The following is a 16,767-nucleotide window of genomic DNA, read 5'->3' as shown; positions in this document are numbered from 1 at the left end:
AAAACTATGGAAGATATAGAAAGATATAAAGACGAGTTTGAATATTTTGATGAGAGTCTTGGAGATAACGGTCTGACCGTTTTATCTGTTCACCTAGAGGCTTGTTTTTTCTTTTGGGATGGGCATACCAAGGAAGTCAGACAACAGCTAAAAGCGTGTATGGATCATTATATGGACTTATTTAGTGACCACATCGAATGGGGATTTGATCCTAAAGGCTGGACACAAAAACCGATAGATAAGCTGCCTACCTTTGAGCAAACCCTAGAGAACAACGCGCATGTTGATGACTGTATTGAATGGTTCGTTGCAAGCGGAAATTATAAAGAATTAAATGCAAGCTTTGATTATAAATTATCTTGTCTTACTGCTCGGGGTTGGGAAGTTCAAGAACCTAGTAGATTGCTTTTTCGTATTCATAGACAGAAGTTTTATGATTCAGAAACTCATCAAGCAATTATTGAACTTTTCAACGACTGTATTAGCCGTTTAAACCCTTATCACGCTACTATGGGCTGGAGTCCCGCTTATGGTTACGATAACGATAGAGTAGGTATTGATATCCTTGACCAAGCGCATTGCTTTTTTGGTCTTAATATTTATGATCTCGGAGACATAATGACTTTAAGTCATGGTATTAAGAGTATCGACTGGTGGACGTATATTAGTCATGAACTCGCAGAACGGGTCGGTGGAATCGATATTTTTAAGGCTCAAGTTAAAAAACAGAAAATCACTTATAAGGATTATTCTGATGGGTTGCTATTGATTGCTGCCGATACACCGCAACTACTACCAGCCGATGATAAAATCCCTGACAGTTATCTAAATATTAATGCCATTACTCGCCCTATGCGTAATGGCAATTATGATTCTTTAGGTAATGGTTACGATGAAGGTATTGGCTATCAAAGCTTTAATACTTACTTTACAGACTTATGGATGAGACGCTTCGATAATCCTAGATTGTGGCGAAGACTACCACAGCCAGTGGACAATAGAACTTTATCACAGCCGTCAATTGAACCGATAACGCTTATGTCTGCACAAGTTTGCGAGATTGATGGTCGCTATCGCTATGAAGAAGAGTACGACCACATCAGAGACCATCCAGTATATTTCGCAGAACCTTATGAAAGAGCTGAAGACCTTCGACAGTATGTAGTACTGCTCAAAGGTGATATTGCGCCCTACTTCATCAAAATGAATCAGCATGGGCATACAGAAGAAAGAGTATCTATAACGTGGACGTTGTTCGAGAAACTCTAATATTGGATCATGTCCTAGCAACGTTTAATAATTGCTCGCCGTTACTTTGAACGGCTTATCCATACGACCGCGCTTAAAACGGCCGATAATTACGCCTTTATTCAATGACGGCAAACTATTACTCTCTGTCTTATCGATAACGCCCTGATATTGCACGCCAGCGGCGCTACCTAATTTTTTACTCTCAATCATAATCTGTCCTATTAAAAAGCCTATACTGTTTTCACAGTATAGGCTTGGTCTGAAAGGTTAAGTTAGGACTGTTCCATAGGGTTAGTAGCCCATCCAACTACCAATAGCACATGACTTAATGGTTGTATCTTTACCAAACGCTAGATAAACAAGATCGTTTCTACTGTCTTCTGTCACAGCAAACTCAATAGTATATGGCTTGAAAGCCACAATACCGTCTTGATCACGCATGTATTCAGTTGTAGCAGAAGCACCATAGATATTGGCCTTATGATAACCTGTGGCAAATGCTGCTCTACCATTACCACCGCCAATGTGTATCATTTGCCAATCATTGTGGTATAACGACTCAAAGAAATATTCAACCACGTTATAAACATCGGGGTCGTTGTTTCTGTAATACTGCCACGGCTCACCATTTATACGATATTTTGCATGTACTTCACCAATAGGGTTTTCATCTCCGCTTCGATGGTTGAACATAGTTTCGTTGTATGTTGGCATACAAACATTAGGATCAAATTTTTTTTCCATCACCGCACAACTGTGTACCTCTAGCGTGTCACCTGTTGCCCCCATTTTGTAGAAAAGATCATTAGCAGGATCTACGTTTGGTGTGGGTTTAAATACTAACCAATTGTGCTCAGCACGCGGCTTGTTTGGTGTATGCGAACTTTGGAAAGTATATTTTAACTTTAGCTCTTTTAAGTCTTTCTCCCCATCGTATGTCTTTATAATACCGTTTGTATTGATACCCAGAAATGAGTAGTAATACTTAGGGGCGATTGGAAGAACTGGCAAGCTATCAAGACTAATCACTCCACCTAGACCATCTGTATCGCCGCTGTCGATCATATATGGATAACCAATAAACGCGAGTGATTTACCATCTTGTCCATAAGCTGTCATACGACTAAAGGTGTCATAGTCTGTAGTCTCAGCATTTAGGTCAAAAGTAACAAACAAGCCGCCGTTACGACTAACAGTGATCCATTCTTTGGGCAAGTCTTCGTTGAAGTTTGAAACAAAACCATTACTTGGCGTGCATGTAATGCTGCCACCACCGCTTGTATTGCTACCAATACGCAAAACGCTAACCTCACTCACCCCGCGCTTAAAAGCATCTTCTACCGCCAAGTAACTTGGATTAGATGGATCACGTCCTAACAACGGCTGGTAATTGCTGGCAGTCAGTTTGAACGGTTTATCCATGCGGCCACGTTTAAAGCGTCCCGTAATCACGCCATTGGCTAATGACGGTAAACTGTTGCTCTCTGTTTTATCGATAACGCCCTGATACTGCACACCAGCGGCGCTACCTAGTGTTTTACTCTCGATCATAATCAATCCTCATGACTTTTAGAAAATGGCGGTCGAAAAGCACTTACGACCGCCAGTAGCACACCAGTGTTTTAGTTGAGCACACGCAACTTGTTACCGCGAGTGTGGTTGTATTGCTTAACATTGCGCAAGATTTGGTCTTTATCTACCAAGGCCGTAGGATAGATATTAGTTGTTTTCTTAGCTGGAGCTAGCGTACTGGTCGCTGTCTCGAAAAAAGCGAACGCACCAGTATTGAAGACTTCTACATGATCTTCTTCTACTGTGTCAGCCAGCTTGATATCGTTGGTTTTCATGGCGTTATTTCTGAACTGGAACCATGCGTTACCGCCTAAACGTTGGTCGTTAACTGCTTCATTCGCTGGCTGCTCAACTTCGTTTGCGTTAGCGTCATCGCTGTTACCAATATCTGACGGCACATCATCGTTGGTAACGTTATCCATTTGACTAGGTTTTTCGCTGTCGTCTGCGCTTGCTTCACTATCGATCTGATCGCCATGCTCGCTATCAGTATCATCTTGAACCGTCTGTACGTCTTCATTGGTATCATCCTTATCATCTGCTGGTGCTGGTTGATCGTTGTTTGCTTCGGCAAGCGCGGCTTCAAAATCAAAGCCCTGATGATCCAGTAAGCGCCATGTAAGCTCTGACTTATTATCAGCGCTTAGGTAGTCCACCTCGGCTTCGGTCAATAGATCTTCCATCTGATCAGCGGTGTATTTTTTATACACGCGCTTAAACTCTGTCAGCTGCTCTAGTTGCTCAAGATTTTCAGGTAATTGCTTAACGTCTGTCATGTCGGTAATCCTTGGATATTGGTTAAAAATAAATTTAAAAAAAGCCTTGCTGCCACTTATGACAGCAAGGCTTTAGTGGCTAAACCTTCGCTTGTTGATTAAAGCGCTGGCAAGTTGATCATTTCAATCAACATGCACTGATTGCGATAACGAGGTAGCGGGTTAACCTCGCCAGCCATACGGCTGTAGATCGCCACGTCTTTTTCAAACGCGGTAGCATTTGACGTTAGTACCATTGGCGGTACTGCGGTAAAGCCAACAAACGGCGCTTGTGCTGGCGTGATAGCGCGTGGCACTAACAACGCGTGTGCTGTGGTGGTGTCCGATTCTTCGTCAAACACACCCATGCTTGATGGAACGTAATAGACGTTTGCACCGTTGTTTTTAAGACGCCCAATACGGTAGACGGAATACTGATCACCAAACGGTACGCCTGTTGCTTCGTAGTTTTGGCCACCCATACCTGAGAAGAAAGCCGCGCCGCGATCCGACACATAAAGATCATAACCTGCAATCGCCATATTGATAGCGCGAGACAAGCGAGTACGTGCCAGCCCTAACGTGATATTGATGTTAGAGAACGCATCCGCTAGGTTGGTTGGTGACACGCCAGTCTTGTTGAAGTCAAACGTAACCACGCGGCCAGTTTTTGCGTTTTGATCCGATAGGCACATATTAAACGCGGTACGCAATAAGCGGCCTGTCTGCTCAAAGTAGTAACGCTGCATAGCGATTGTTTGCGCGGCTCCGTACCAGTTGATACCAAGCTCGTTCGATAGCTGAGTGATTGCATCGATTGACGCGGTAGAACGCGAACGATGAGGGGCTGCATAAATAGAACGATGTAAGAACTTCATATCTACCGATGGTTCACGCAAAATGCTGTTGCCGTTGCTGTCTTTACGCTCGTAGTCAAAGACAAGCTCAAGGCTCACGTCATCAGGCTCAGGATCAGCACCGTTTGTTGTATCAAAATTCACCTCGATAGTGTGCGCATCAAGGTCAGCCACAGCGGTTGTTACGATATAGGTATCTGTACCGATTTCAACTGGATCTAGCGGCTGTAATACACTACGCCCACCATCGGTCGGATGATCGCGGTGCTTGTCATTGGCAATCTCAATGCCTTTAATCATAATGGCAACGCGGCCACCTAAGAACGGCGCTTTTGGTGAGGTTTTATCAACAATAAATTTAATGGTTTTATCGCCGCGCTTTTCAGCGGTATAGGCCACACGCGAATCAAGCGTGAACACGCCAGCGCTGGCTTTTTTCATGGTCAATGTATGGCGGTTTTCAAGGTATGGCATACCCGCTTTGTCACCGTCCATCAATTCGCCACGGCGCATAACGCCCATGTCTAAACCTGCGGTCGCTGTACCATAAACGATCGGCAATTCGTTACTACCCATTGGGTTTGGTAACATCGATAGCAGCGGTAGTGAGTTAGAGATACCGTACGCGATAATGACTTGAGTTGCGGCTGGCACGACTGACAATGCTTCGTGATGACCTAGTGATAGGCTGTCAAAAGTAGGCTCTGCGTTGGCGTCGTATTTTTCAGCACCACCAAACGGCGCGGCGGCTGTGGTTAATGCGGCGGCAATCGCATACTCTGACGGCATTTCACCACCGTTACGGCGCTTAAATTCAATAATACCGTCTTCTAAACCATCAAATACCGCTTGCTGGTCTTCTGCCATGTATTTACTGTTTAAGATGCGCTGTAGCGACTCGGGTAGTTCGCTCATAGCTGCTTCTCGGCCTTGGGGGTTGCTTGCCAGCATTGAGTCAAACGCGGCGACTTGATCGCTACTATTGCCCTTTTTTCCTAAGATTCGCATAAGGCGGCGGGTTGCTTGTATCTCTTTATGTGCTGCTGCGTCAAATACTGCTGCTTGCTTCTTATCCATGGGGTTAATCCTATATGGTCGGTTGGATAGTGATAGAACGTCTAAACTGATAGTATTAATGTTAATAGGCTTTCAAATGGTCGTTTTAGGGGTGTTCCAAACGCAAAAAAGCCGCTTATTAGGCGGCTTTCTGTTTTGAAGATAGGAAGTCTTTTTTAAAACGCATACGCATATCCTTGCTAGACTGGTGTCTCTTATTTAAGAAGCACTCTGTGTTTTGAGCCTGCATAAATATAAAGGAGCCCTGCTATTTAGCAGAGCCCCTTTATTAAAGCAATCGTAGAAATTTTCTTCATTAGCATTTGCTAATCACTCATAAGGTACAGTCACGTCCTTGATATCAGCTTCATTAAACGCTTCAAGATAGTTAAGATCGAACCGCTGCGACAATGCGTACCGCTTGCCAGCGCTGGCAAGCATGGCCTGAGCCATAATTCCTGTGACTTCGTGGTACTCTTTATGGCCATTCAGCATAAAACAAAGAAGATCGCCTTTTTTTGGTTCCCAATTTGGCATACTTTTTAAGCGCTCATCGCCCTCTAATTCAATGTCGTAAGGCTCAACGAGCACGATCGATGACATTGCTTCGGGTAAAACAAACATGCCAGTATCATGAAACGCGCCGCCCAAGCTATCGAGCATTAAAACCATGGCATGACCTAACGACTCATAATCGATCGCGTGTTCATCGCTATTGCTTACCGATCCTAGACCTGACCAAGTATCGCGGTCGCGGTCTTTGGTACTATCCCCAACTGGCAAAACAACGCGTCTAAAAGCGAATGTCGGTATCACTGACTGGCTGCGCAAGGTGATAATCCGATTGGTCAAACGCTGGCCATTCGTCACCAGCTCGTTTTCTATCCGTAAGCTCATTTATTGCCCCATTTTTTCTGATAATTATTAATCTCGGTTTGATAGATCTCTTTAAAACTGGCTGGCACGTTCTTTTTACCTATCTGACCTTTGGCGTACTGGTAGCTGGCGCGTTCGGCTTGCATTGGCTGGTGAGGCGACTTGGCTTGCTGACGCTTATGCTCGGCCTTGATCTGCTTTTCAGCGGCGGTAGCGGCTTGCTTGATCTTTTTGCTCCAATGTAAACGACCATTCCAGTTATTAAGCGCTTCTGTCTGCTTCATGGCTTCACGTTCTAGCGTGCTGGCTGGCCTACGGTGTGACTTAACTTGGTTACTGGCCTTAGCTATGTCTTCACGCGCATAATCTCTGATCTTGGCGATCATGTGTGGACTGGTGACGTACTTCATGACACGTAAAGCGTGCTTACAAGCCACGCCAGTTAATTTAGGGTTACGTGTTGAGGGGTAACGGTTCTCATCAAGGCCGTAGTTATACTTGCCTATCGTGGCCACATACCTATACCAGTAACGATGACGGCCACAATCACAATCAAATCGAATCTTGCCGTCAATAACCGCTTCTCTCACGTCCACAACGGTTGGCGCTTTGGTGCGACCTAGCAGTAAATTTGGATAGTCGAGCAACTGTACCGTCACATAGTGGTGTGTGTCCTTACTACCAATACCTGCGTTCGTGAAAAAACTAATCACGTTACCCTTGCGCTTAAACACGCTGGCAAGGTGGATCTGAGTATTGGCACGCTTAATATCTTCTACGCGGGATTGGTTGATCACTTGCTGGGGTGTGATACCGCCTAAAAACTTGTTTGAGGCCGCTTTGACATTGGCAAGATAGGCATCAAGTATCGCGGCGTTAAGTGTCTTTTTTAACTCACGGTTGCGCTTGGTATCCCCTAGGGTAAATTCCAATAACTCGCCAGCACTAATGCCAGCTCTGTTTTTGGCCGTTTTAACCAATGACTCTAATTTTTTGGTCGTTAAGCGTTCGCCGTGCTCAATATCTTGTAGTACGCCTTTAAAATATTGCTTTTGACGGCTGGCGTGCTTGCGCTGCTCACCAACGGTCTTGCCTGTCTGTGTGCGCCACTGTCTAAGCTCATCAAGGGTCATGCCGTTAAGCTGGCGATCTTGATAACTGGTGCTGTCTTCACGATCAGGGCTTAAAAAGTCTTCGGGGTAATTATCCATCGATACCAGCCCCTTTGCTCATGTGCTCACGTTTAAGCTGTGCCAAGTTTATTGGCAAGGGTAAAAAGATGGTACGGCGCGGCAACGGTTCCCCTATGCGGTTCGTGCCAGCGCATAGCATCACAACATCTGCATTATCACGATTGCCATACACACGATAAGCAACCAAGCTGGGGTCGTGCACCTCATCTGTGCCAATATCCCACACAATCAACTTATCGGTACGCGATCGGCGTACCAGCAAGTCAACGTGCGTTCTAACGGCGTTTAGGTAGATATTATCAATCATGGCTTAACGTCCTTTGGTAGTACCGCTGCCAAAATTGGTAATAGTCACGTTACCTTCTTTGATATAACCCGCCAGCCCGCCGCTGGCTGGCGGGGTTTCCTTATAAAAACTATTGGTTGTTTCGGGTTTTGGCAAAAGCCTGAAAACTGGCGGCTGCATAATTGTATCTTGCACAATCAAAGACTCAATCATGCCGTCCTCACCATTCTCGCCAATGTCGCCACCTCTGCCACCATGCGATTTAGACAAATTAGGCTTATCGCTGGCTTTGTAAAAATGGAACGGACTAAATGTGCCTACACTGTACCCGCTAGCGCCACCCAATGTAACGCCACCATCGAGCGCTCGCTTACAAAGAGACGATAAATTGTAACGCTCATATTGTGAATCAAACCAAATATGCTGGAAAAACACCCTGTTATCCGTGTCTGAATCAATCTCTGATTTATACAAATTATAAACCTCACCATTGGGGACAGCAGATATGCTTCTAGGGAATACTGACAATATCTTGAAAGCAGGGCGAAAGCCTAAGTCGTATAGAACAACATCGGTAATGCTAGCCCGCCTTAATATTACGGCTGGCATCTCAGCAGCAGGCGTGATTGTAATACTAATATTATCAGGCATGTCATCAAAAGCTGCTCTAATTACGTCTATATTGGGGTTTCTGTCATCAGCTAAAAACCATTCTACTGACCCTACGTTTGGTGTTGCTAGGCCATAGGGTGCGCCGCCGCCTGAAGCTGTGCCATTTTGACGACCTGATATACCGTGACCCTCTCCCTCGTCTTGAGTGTAAACCCAAGAGCCACCACCACCACCACCGCCGCCGCCTCCCGCAATAATACCGTAGTTATCGACCACGATATTACCCTTGATAGCCGTACCACCATTGCCGCCCGCTGTGGCTGTGTCTATTACCTTGTAAGCACTAGGATTGTACGAATCAATAAGACTGACCGCGCCCATACCGCCATTACCACCGTGGCCTAAAATACGGCCTCTATTCTCAACAACAATTTGCGCTCCTGACGGCCAGTTTGCACCCTCGATCATTGCTGGCGTGCTGGTATCAGGCGCTATAATGTCCACGCCCGCATCGACGATAAAACGAATCTTATCGATTGCTGTTGGATATGACCCGCTTTGCTGTTTGTAATACTCGTCAAGGCTAATACCATCAGTAGTGCTTTGCGTTATATGCAAGGCGGTTTCATTAGCCCCAGCATCAGCAATAGGTACGTTGATTGATAAATTAGCGGGTGCGCCAACGGTTAGTCGGACGTGTTTTTGCGGTTCTTCTTCATTGTCGTCGGTCGTGGTAGTAAAGTCGATGACTGCTTGGCCGTTTCTAAGTATGACTGTGCCGCTATCGGTTTTTTCTGGCGCGGTAATATCGTTACTGGCGCTATTTAAAATACCCTCTTTGACCGTCCAGTTAAGTATTTGACCATCAGGTAGGTTATTGGCTGTAACCGTAAAACGCACCGCGCTACCCTCATTTACGGCTGCTTTATTGGCTGTAACCTTCCAAACAGTCTCGATAACATCGTTAGGGTCATATCGCTCAAAAGTGTGGGTTGTTTGCAGTGGGTAGACATGAGGGCGGGAACCGCTGGCTAGTACGTCTGTCATACCTTTTTGACCTAAAACAATGCCATAGTCGTTGATGAATGGATCGCTAGGATCGGATGATATAAATATTTTGCCAGTAATGCGCCGCCAAGCCGTATCTAATCCTAAAATATCGTCAAATATTGGCTTAGGGTTAACTGGTGTGTGGGTATGGTGCTGATACCCCATTGGGTAAAGCGCTTGCATAGCAAGCTGAAAACGGTTTTTATTCAAGTATTGCGGGTGGGGATCTGACGCGGCTAAGTGGTTTTCCATTAGCACTATTGATATTGCGCCGTTGGGATCTGTCGTTACCGTGATGTTCTCAGAAGCAACTTCTTTGAGCGACAAGCCGAATGAGGCAACAAACGTAATATTAGGGTGTACCGTGAATAAAGCATTAGAAGGTGACGCGGCAATAGCAAACAAAACCCCTGTATCTGTCAACAACCCTACCTCGTAAACAGACTTTATATCAGGCAAGGTGATATTTGCACTAAATCTTAGTGTCTTACTGTTTGACTCAACATCGCCTGACAGAATATTAACGCGCTTAAGCTCACTTAATAATTTCTTCTCACTTCCATTTGGTGTGTACTTGCCAGCACCAACGGCAACATGAGTTAAATTTAATTGAATTTTTGGCGTTTCGCTGGCAGCACTTAGCATCGCTAGCTTTCCAGCCTCGGTGATCTTGAAGATGATAGGGTTTGGTAAGTCAGTCATATTGTTTTTCCATCTTTTGATATTTGATATGAATAATTTTACCGCGTGCCAGCTGGCGTGATTAGGCGTGTTCCATTGCTTTGATTGGGGTCACATGACCCTCACATGACCCTCACATGACCCTCACATGAGGGTTATTTTATAGCAAAAGTCAGTCCGCTTTTAAACCCTTGATATTAAATGGTTTTATGTGGTTTTTACCCCTAAAACGGCTATATTCAGTCCGCTTTTTTTAACCTCATACAAAAAACAATAGTTTACTTTTTTATCAAACCTGCAGAAAGTTTTTAAGAGATAAGTTATTGATATATATACAAACACGTTTTTGGCCAAAAAAAATAATATAATACTATTGTTTGCTTTATCCCATAAGCGCGGCCAACTCGTCCAAGTCCTCCCACTGCTGTTTATCTTTATCGCTGCCCTTGAATCCGACCTTGTTTGCTGGCGTGTAGTTGATATTCTCCAAAAAGGCAAACGCGAACGTATCGGCAATATCGGGTGAGGTGATACCGTCTTTTAGCATGTCCTTTTTACTGGTAATTCCCCAGCGTGATTTCTCATCAAAGAAGTACGGCAAGCGGCTCATTTGCGTTTCAAGATTGGTGACAACTTGATACATGCGGCGCACTTTAGGGCTTATGCTGAATATGCCTCGCTCAACGGTTTTTGCCATGGTCACATAGGCGTGAGCACGTTTATTGAAGTAAAGCGTTTTTAGGTTGTTGTTAAAGCAAGGTACGCCCCAGTTTACAGTCTCAAAATACAAGCCCTCAGCTTTAAGCGACTGGCATAAGCCCATACCAGCGCCCATCGGATCGATAACAATGGTCGCGCCAGCGTATTCAGCAACGGTTGCGTATATCTTGGCTTTTAGCTCGTTAATATTGGCGCGGTTGCTAAATAGCGGTATGTCGACCAAGTGCGCATGGCGCTCAATGCGGCCTTGGTAGTCTTTATCGACCACCTTAAACACACTAATTACGCTGCTATCACGGCCAACGTCACCGCCAACGTCCACGGTAATGATATAACCGTACTCGTCATCCTCGGTGATCGCGGGTTTACGCTTTAGCATTTGCGTTATTTCTGATCGCGTCAGTAAGAACTTACCCTTTAATTCGGGGAACTTGCCACGTATGCGGATCATATAGCCAGCATGATCACGGCTGCCATACTGGTATAGCGCCTCGATCAGCTTAGATTCACTCACCAGCGGGGATAACTCACCGTTAAACTCTAACGCAATCCATACGCCGTTGTTGTGGTGGCTCAGCTTATGGTGCGTGTCATAGAAAAAGCCAGTGTTGGTCGCTGGCTGGCTCGTCAGTACGGCGCGGTTGTTCTCATGGGTCAATGCACCGATCGCGACTTCCATCACGGCATCATCGATACCGCAAGCCTCATCAGCCCATACCATGTAGTGATCACCATGCTGGCCAGCAATGTTGGTCGGCTGGTGTTTAGGCGCGGTCTTAGCAAAAACAAACCAAGTGTCTTTAAAGCCCTTGATGTAGATCTTTTCTGTCAGTACCACGACAAAATCAGCCAGCCAGCCAAGCGCGGGGTTATTACGCAAGCGCTGAATACAAATATTGATCTCTTTCCAAACGACCGTCCTTAACTGGCCAATTTGCGGCGCGGTAAAAAGCATGACGGACTCAGGGTAAAACAGTAAGTGCCATAACGCGATAATGCCAGCCGACCTAGATTTACCTGTACCATGGCCTGACGCAACGGACGTGCGACTACTTGGAATTTGAATCGACTCAAAAAGCAATTCCTGCTGCGGGGTTACGGCCTGTCCTGAATCGATCGTCATGTCTAACGCTTCAACCGCAAAACGCGTTATGTCATAGCGGTATCGGTCGCACACCTCAAGCCATTCAGGTAACTCTAGTAAGCTCTCTATCATTACGACTCACTTAGATACTAAATGGCATCATGTCGAACTCGTCATCCTCTGCCGTATTATTATCGGCATCGGGCTGGCGTGTTATGACATAGCCGCCATGGGCTGATCTTGCCGCCCATACTGCAAGCAATACCGCAATATGTCCGTTGTTAATCCCCATGCTGTCAAAGTCGAGCGCCTTACCGCGCTCATCGACCTTGCGCGTTTGAATAACCTGTTTAGGGTCATAGCGCTGTACCGTCTTATCCAGTACCAACAAGCCAGCGGCTAGGCTGGCCTTATAAGCCGCCATAACCGCTTGCATCTGCTCTTTTTCGTTGAACGATAGGCTCCAATGGTTAAAAACGTTTGGCGTGTCGGTTACAACGATCGTGTCACCTTTGGCGGCTGGCTGGTCGCGCCACTCGGCCTCTTTACTGATCAAGATCTTGCCACTATCAGCAAGGGTTACGGCCAAAATACGCACAGCCTCACCGTCATAGGTGGCGGCGCGTGCATCGATGTAGATTGCATTTGGGTTTACTGATTTTTTGTCACTCATGGCGTGTCATCCTTAATGTCGTATTGGTTGATCTCGCCAGTAAGCGGATCGGCTGTTACGCGGGTGTGCCTGTTGGCTTTACGCTCGATCACGTCCGCTTCAATCACAAAACTGTTTAGCTTGTCAGGCGGGTCACGGTGGCCGCCCACTGGTGGCAAGTTTGGCGGTATGCTGCCGTCAGGTTCGCCAGTATCGGTAATGTCGTCATCAAAGCCGCCTAACCCCACCACGTTTGGCTCAGCACCTACCACGATGCAATCAACCGTCACGGCGTGCACAGTCTCAATACCTACGTCTGCCTTATCAGGGTAAAGCGTGTTTTCTACCACTCTAAAATTCCACTTGTCCTTGATGATCGACTCGCCAGCAAAACCAAGCTCATAAAAAACATCAATACCGCGCTTGCGCTCATGCTTCCAAAAGTTAACAAACTGGTTAGCGATCGATGAGGCCGCGTGAGGATCAGGCGCAAAAAAGGCAATTTGGCATCGATAAGACACGGCAGCCGTTCTTGCCTGTACCACGCGTTGTAATGGATCACTTGGGATCACCACGTTTTGCCATGTTGGGGAACCAATAACCACTTCACGCTCAGGTGGCGACTCAATGGCGCTGATTGCTGTCACCATGAATGGTAGGTTTACTGACGTGCCTGAATTGGTCGTATCACCCATGGCCTCGGCGTTTTCGTTCTGCTGGACGGCCTTTAGCATTTTTTCAACATCATCAACCATGCTGCCTTTGGCCACGATGATAGCGCCCTCAACGCGGCGCGTTTTCCAGTCTCTAATGGATTGCTGGCCAGCTGGCGTGCACCACTGGCGAAAATCCCTTAGTTTTAACCCCCATGCGTTCTGTATTGACTCCAGCGGGGATAACAAACGGCTAACCTTGCTCAAAATAATCTCCTAAGTGCGTCTGAAAATAGCTGGACGATCGCGGCGATCGGTAAATTCTGATCGTCCTTGTAACGCCTCGTTTGTATTCCAAACGGTGATGGTTTCATCGCCCTTGAAGCGCGGAATAATGTGTACGTGTAAATGAAAAACCGTCTGATCTGCATAAGCGCCCTTATTCACAATCAAGTTGTAGCTATCCAGTCCGCGATCTTTGGCGATCATGGAGGCAAGCTCGAATGTCGCGCCAGTGATATCAGGCGCGGCGCTGGCATCGTCAACGTGTGGCACTGGTATAACCACCAAGTGCCCTAGCGCTATAGGGTTAAGCGGCGTAAAAGACAGAAAATCAACACCCCGCAAATGGTGCTCTCTTATATCGCCAGCCTGTATTTTTGAGTGATCACAAAACACACACCCATTTTTATGATATTGGCTCATACCTACCCCTTAACGGCCTTTGAAAATGCGGGTGCGTTCGCGGCGGTGTCTCTCTTGATCGGCCTTGGCTTGTTTGGTGTCGCCTGTCGTGCGTAGGTCAAGATCACTCGTACCTTGCATGTTGAAGCTATCCCACTGCGCAACGGCCTCATCAAACGACACTGACGGACAAATCAGGCCGTCAAAAACCTCTAGTTTGCGGTCGTGTCGGCGCTGGCGTAGTCGCTCCAACTTCTCTTGGCGGGATATCTGCTCACCTTGCGACTTCATTGCCTCGTTTTGGTAATGACTGATCATCAGGTTGGCTTCATTGGCGGTGGCAATGCTGTCGTACTGGTGCAAAATGGCCATTTCCAGCGCTGACTTGTGGCTGGCTTGCTGCGGGGTTAGATGATCCAAGCTGTCAAACGCCATTTCAGCTTCATCTTCATCTAGCCAAAACAAGCTATCGAACGTGCCGTTACCGCGATTGGTGTTGTAATTGGGCTGACGCACATAATCAAAGCCGTAAAAGCCTGTGATATCAAACTTGCCTGACGCGCCGCGCTTGCGCATAACGGCGCTGCTAAACCCGCCAGCCTTATTGGTGTAAAGACGTTCTGAGTATTTACCAGTATCGGTGTCTAAAAACTCATGTCTTGATGTGACATTGCCGTCATTGTCGGCGGTCAGCTCGATTGTGCGTAGGGCTGGCTCGATGCGCATGTTTTCGCCAGTTTTAGGGTTCACCCAAACATCAGGCGGGTTCATGCCAAAACGTGCGCGTATTTCATGGCCGTAATAGCCGTACAGATCGCCGCTGGCAACCAACTCTTGCGTATCAGGTGCGTTGATACGCTCGATCATCGATCGAATGTTCATGTCCGATCGATCAACGCCAACGTGCTTGCGGCCGCGATCTGCTAGGTTGTAGGTGATTGTGTCTGTTCTTTTTGACATAAAAAATGCCCCTTAAATAAACGTAGTGAATACGTCTAGTTTAAGGGGCACTGAGGGGCTGGCTTGTGGGGTGTTCCTCTGACTGGCTTCGTACTATTTCTAGCTTTCCTACTCTACATTTTCGGCTTCATAACCATAAACATAAGAAGTATCGTATTTATCTTCATCTATATCAGTATCAACCTCGTCTGCGTCAGCACTTGTCACAGCCTTAGTTGGCTTTCTATCGTCTACCTTTTGATTTTCATTACCAGGCTTTTCGCTTCTAGGCTCTTCTACATTAGAAGCTTGCTGCGTCTGATCAGCAATAACAGCTGAGTCTTCCTCAAAATCTTCTACATACTCATCTTCATAATAACTATCTGCTTTAACGGCCTGACCTTCCATGCTATCAACACCTGAAACATTATCAGATTTCTTATTTCTCTGTATAAACTTATCTAATAGCGCTATCGTTGCAAGCATCGCAGCTGGTTTACCAATACCCGCTTCATAACTTTGTTGTTCCTCTCCAGTTTCTGAATACGTTTTTTTCAGCTGATAATCCATTTTAGTTGAAAATGTATTACCTGAAATATCATTGAACTCATTAATATTAAATTCACTAATACCCATACTTGCCAGCTCTAGCTTGATGTCATAACCACTATAAACATTAGCAAAAGGATTGGAGTTGTACCCAATATTACTATTGACCAATTTACTATACATAACCGCTAGATCATCTGCTGAATTCGCATTTCCTAAATAGGATACATTCACCTCTGCTGAGCAAGACAAATCTCCATTTTCAAGAGTGGTGGGCTGTGAAATATAGTCAAAGGATATCTCTGAGTCATAAAGCAACGACGTATCAATAACACCAGCACCATATTTAGTGTTAATTACCTCTTCTGCTCGTTCCTTGATATGCTCTTTCATTCTGTCAATGGCCCAAGGCTCTAAACAAGGATTTCCAGTCGCCTCAACCAGATTTTCCTTCGCGGCTGCACCCTCAGTGTCATCCGATGTATCAAGTGATGAATCGCACGCAGTGATTAATACCGCAGAAAACAGTATCAGCAGTAGAGATTTGGTAATAGACATGCAATATCCTTGATGACGGTGAATTTTTATTGATTGTATCACCGTTAAAATGAATAATAATCGACTTTTAAGCGGAAATGCTATTTATAGTTTGAATTAATAACCTCTTACCCAGCTTTCAAAAGATATCTACGAGATTTTACATCTAAACCCATGACACTAAAAATAATGTCGTTGACAATATTATTGTCATGACACTATAATTGATGTCAACCAATATTTTAAATTACAGGATGTAACAATGACGTATTTATTAGAGTCAGAATTATTACAATCACAAGATACCTGGAAGCGCAGTCAAATTAGACTGACACCTACTCTACATAAGGCTGTAGCTGACTACGCCGCTGAGGAGGACGTTGCCTCTTTCAATACAGCTTTGCTTGTTTTGATAAACCAAGGGCTTACTTCATTGAAGAAATTGAGTCGAAAAATTATCTTTACAGAATGGCATCCGACCCACCTTGAGCTCGAAGACAGTGATAGTTTTATAAGTCATAATGAAAAGGTCCGAATGGCTTGTTCAAAGTATATGAGTGACTTTTTTAATGATTACCCAAGCCATGAACTAATTAGTTTTGAGTTTAAAAGCCGAACCCAAAAGATACATAGAAAAGATCAAGAAGTCCTTTATGGTATTCGTATTTGGTATAGCTATCCTGTTGGTAAGTAAGCAATAAAAAACCCACCTTTTAAAAGGTGGGTTGAACTGAAGCTCAATGAAATTATTTTTGTGTGA

At 45.4% G+C, this 16,767-nt stretch carries 16 protein-coding genes; 2 read left to right on the top strand and 14 right to left on the bottom strand.

Annotation, left to right across the window (positions count from 1 at the left end; genetic code table 11):
- Positions 1-6: 6 nt before the first annotated feature.
- The gene (locus tag Q6344_06765; GenBank protein ID WLG15028.1) at positions 7-1,269 is read left to right on the top strand and encodes a DUF3396 domain-containing protein; all 1,263 of its coding nucleotides are present in this window, start codon (positions 7-9) and stop codon (positions 1,267-1,269) included.
- Between the two features lie 24 nt (positions 1,270-1,293).
- Here Q6344_06765 and Q6344_06760 read toward each other — a convergent pair whose 3' ends face one another.
- The 14 genes from Q6344_06760 to Q6344_06695 all read right to left on the bottom strand — a co-directional run bounded on the left by Q6344_06760 (position 1,294) and on the right by Q6344_06695 (position 16,028).
- On the bottom strand, positions 1,294-1,461 hold the full coding sequence (locus Q6344_06760) for a hypothetical protein (GenBank protein ID WLG15027.1): 168 nt from the start codon (positions 1,459-1,461) through the stop codon (positions 1,294-1,296).
- An 81-nt stretch (positions 1,462-1,542) separates the two neighbouring features.
- Positions 1,543-2,802, bottom strand: coding sequence for a hypothetical protein (locus Q6344_06755; protein WLG15026.1), 1,260 nt, complete (start codon positions 2,800-2,802; stop codon positions 1,543-1,545).
- A gap of 71 nt (positions 2,803-2,873) precedes the next feature.
- Positions 2,874-3,599 (bottom strand): hypothetical protein, encoded by a 726-nt coding sequence (locus Q6344_06750; GenBank protein WLG15025.1) that lies wholly within the window; start codon positions 3,597-3,599, stop codon positions 2,874-2,876.
- 98 nt (positions 3,600-3,697) lie between these two features.
- Positions 3,698-5,512 (bottom strand): hypothetical protein, encoded by a 1,815-nt coding sequence (locus tag Q6344_06745; GenBank protein WLG15024.1) that lies wholly within the window; start codon positions 5,510-5,512, stop codon positions 3,698-3,700.
- A gap of 309 nt (positions 5,513-5,821) precedes the next feature.
- Entirely contained in the window at positions 5,822-6,388 is a 567-nt protein-coding gene (locus tag Q6344_06740; protein WLG15023.1) for a hypothetical protein, read from the bottom strand.
- Positions 6,385-7,578, bottom strand: coding sequence for a hypothetical protein (locus Q6344_06735; GenBank protein ID WLG15022.1), 1,194 nt, complete (start codon positions 7,576-7,578; stop codon positions 6,385-6,387). Before Q6344_06735 ends, Q6344_06740 begins: the two co-directional genes overlap by 4 nt.
- Positions 7,571-7,867 carry a hypothetical protein gene (locus Q6344_06730; GenBank protein WLG15021.1) on the bottom strand — a complete coding sequence of 99 codons (297 nt, stop codon included), beginning with the start codon at positions 7,865-7,867 and terminating at the stop codon, positions 7,571-7,573. Before Q6344_06730 ends, Q6344_06735 begins: the two co-directional genes overlap by 8 nt.
- Before the next feature lie 3 nt (positions 7,868-7,870).
- Positions 7,871-10,210, bottom strand: a complete 2,340-nt coding sequence (locus Q6344_06725; GenBank protein ID WLG15020.1) for a hypothetical protein — start codon at positions 10,208-10,210, stop codon at positions 7,871-7,873.
- Positions 10,211-10,571: 361 nt separating this feature from the next.
- Complete coding sequence (locus Q6344_06720) at positions 10,572-12,125, bottom strand: hypothetical protein (protein WLG15019.1); 1,554 nt, start codon at positions 12,123-12,125, stop codon at positions 10,572-10,574.
- A gap of 10 nt (positions 12,126-12,135) precedes the next feature.
- Positions 12,136-12,666, bottom strand: a complete 531-nt coding sequence (locus tag Q6344_06715) for a hypothetical protein (GenBank protein ID WLG15018.1) — start codon at positions 12,664-12,666, stop codon at positions 12,136-12,138.
- Positions 12,663-13,565, bottom strand: a complete 903-nt coding sequence (locus tag Q6344_06710; GenBank protein ID WLG15017.1) for a hypothetical protein — start codon at positions 13,563-13,565, stop codon at positions 12,663-12,665. The genes Q6344_06715 and Q6344_06710 overlap by 4 nt, the downstream gene beginning before the upstream one ends.
- Positions 13,566-13,574: 9 nt before the next feature.
- Positions 13,575-14,003: an HIT family protein gene (locus Q6344_06705; protein WLG15016.1), complete on the bottom strand. Its 429-nt coding sequence runs from the start codon at positions 14,001-14,003 to the stop codon at positions 13,575-13,577.
- Between the two features lie 9 nt (positions 14,004-14,012).
- Positions 14,013-14,864: a hypothetical protein gene (locus Q6344_06700; protein WLG15015.1), complete on the bottom strand. Its 852-nt coding sequence runs from the start codon at positions 14,862-14,864 to the stop codon at positions 14,013-14,015.
- A gap of 186 nt (positions 14,865-15,050) precedes the next feature.
- On the bottom strand, positions 15,051-16,028 hold the full coding sequence (locus tag Q6344_06695) for a hypothetical protein (GenBank protein ID WLG15014.1): 978 nt from the start codon (positions 16,026-16,028) through the stop codon (positions 15,051-15,053).
- Positions 16,029-16,269: 241 nt separating this feature from the next.
- Between Q6344_06695 and Q6344_06690 the strand changes: the two genes are divergently transcribed.
- Positions 16,270-16,701, top strand: coding sequence for a hypothetical protein (locus Q6344_06690; GenBank protein WLG15013.1), 432 nt, complete (start codon positions 16,270-16,272; stop codon positions 16,699-16,701).
- Positions 16,702-16,767 lie beyond the last annotated feature (66 nt).

The sequence above is a fragment of the Psychrobacter cibarius genome (assembly GCA_030686115.1).
GTDB classification, from domain to species: Bacteria; Pseudomonadota; Gammaproteobacteria; order Pseudomonadales; family Moraxellaceae; genus Psychrobacter; species Psychrobacter cibarius_C.
Note: the sequence above shows the minus strand (reverse complement) of the source record. Positions and strands in the feature narration are given on the sequence as shown.

Bases quoted from the DNA above. Each gene is read 5' to 3' on its own strand.
- Q6344_06765 (WLG15028.1), top strand. From the start codon at position 7: ATGGAAGATATAGAAAGATATAAAGACGAGTTTGAATATTTTGATGAG.
- Q6344_06760 (WLG15027.1), bottom strand. From the start codon at position 1,461: ATGATTGAGAGTAAAAAATTAGGTAGCGCCGCTGGCGTGCAATATCAG.
- Q6344_06755 (WLG15026.1), bottom strand. From the start codon at position 2,802: ATGATCGAGAGTAAAACACTAGGTAGCGCCGCTGGTGTGCAGTATCAG.
- Q6344_06750 (WLG15025.1), bottom strand. From the start codon at position 3,599: ATGACAGACGTTAAGCAATTACCTGAAAATCTTGAGCAACTAGAGCAG.
- Q6344_06745 (WLG15024.1), bottom strand. From the start codon at position 5,512: ATGGATAAGAAGCAAGCAGCAGTATTTGACGCAGCAGCACATAAAGAG.
- Q6344_06740 (WLG15023.1), bottom strand. From the start codon at position 6,388: ATGAGCTTACGGATAGAAAACGAGCTGGTGACGAATGGCCAGCGTTTG.
- Q6344_06735 (WLG15022.1), bottom strand. From the start codon at position 7,578: ATGGATAATTACCCCGAAGACTTTTTAAGCCCTGATCGTGAAGACAGC.
- Q6344_06730 (WLG15021.1), bottom strand. From the start codon at position 7,867: ATGATTGATAATATCTACCTAAACGCCGTTAGAACGCACGTTGACTTG.
- Q6344_06725 (WLG15020.1), bottom strand. From the start codon at position 10,210: ATGACTGACTTACCAAACCCTATCATCTTCAAGATCACCGAGGCTGGA.
- Q6344_06720 (WLG15019.1), bottom strand. From the start codon at position 12,125: ATGATAGAGAGCTTACTAGAGTTACCTGAATGGCTTGAGGTGTGCGAC.
- Q6344_06715 (WLG15018.1), bottom strand. From the start codon at position 12,666: ATGAGTGACAAAAAATCAGTAAACCCAAATGCAATCTACATCGATGCA.
- Q6344_06705 (WLG15016.1), bottom strand. From the start codon at position 14,003: ATGAGCCAATATCATAAAAATGGGTGTGTGTTTTGTGATCACTCAAAA.
- Q6344_06700 (WLG15015.1), bottom strand. From the start codon at position 14,864: ATGAACATTCGATCGATGATCGAGCGTATCAACGCACCTGATACGCAA.
- Q6344_06695 (WLG15014.1), bottom strand. From the start codon at position 16,028: ATGTCTATTACCAAATCTCTACTGCTGATACTGTTTTCTGCGGTATTA.
- Q6344_06690 (WLG15013.1), top strand. From the start codon at position 16,270: ATGACGTATTTATTAGAGTCAGAATTATTACAATCACAAGATACCTGG.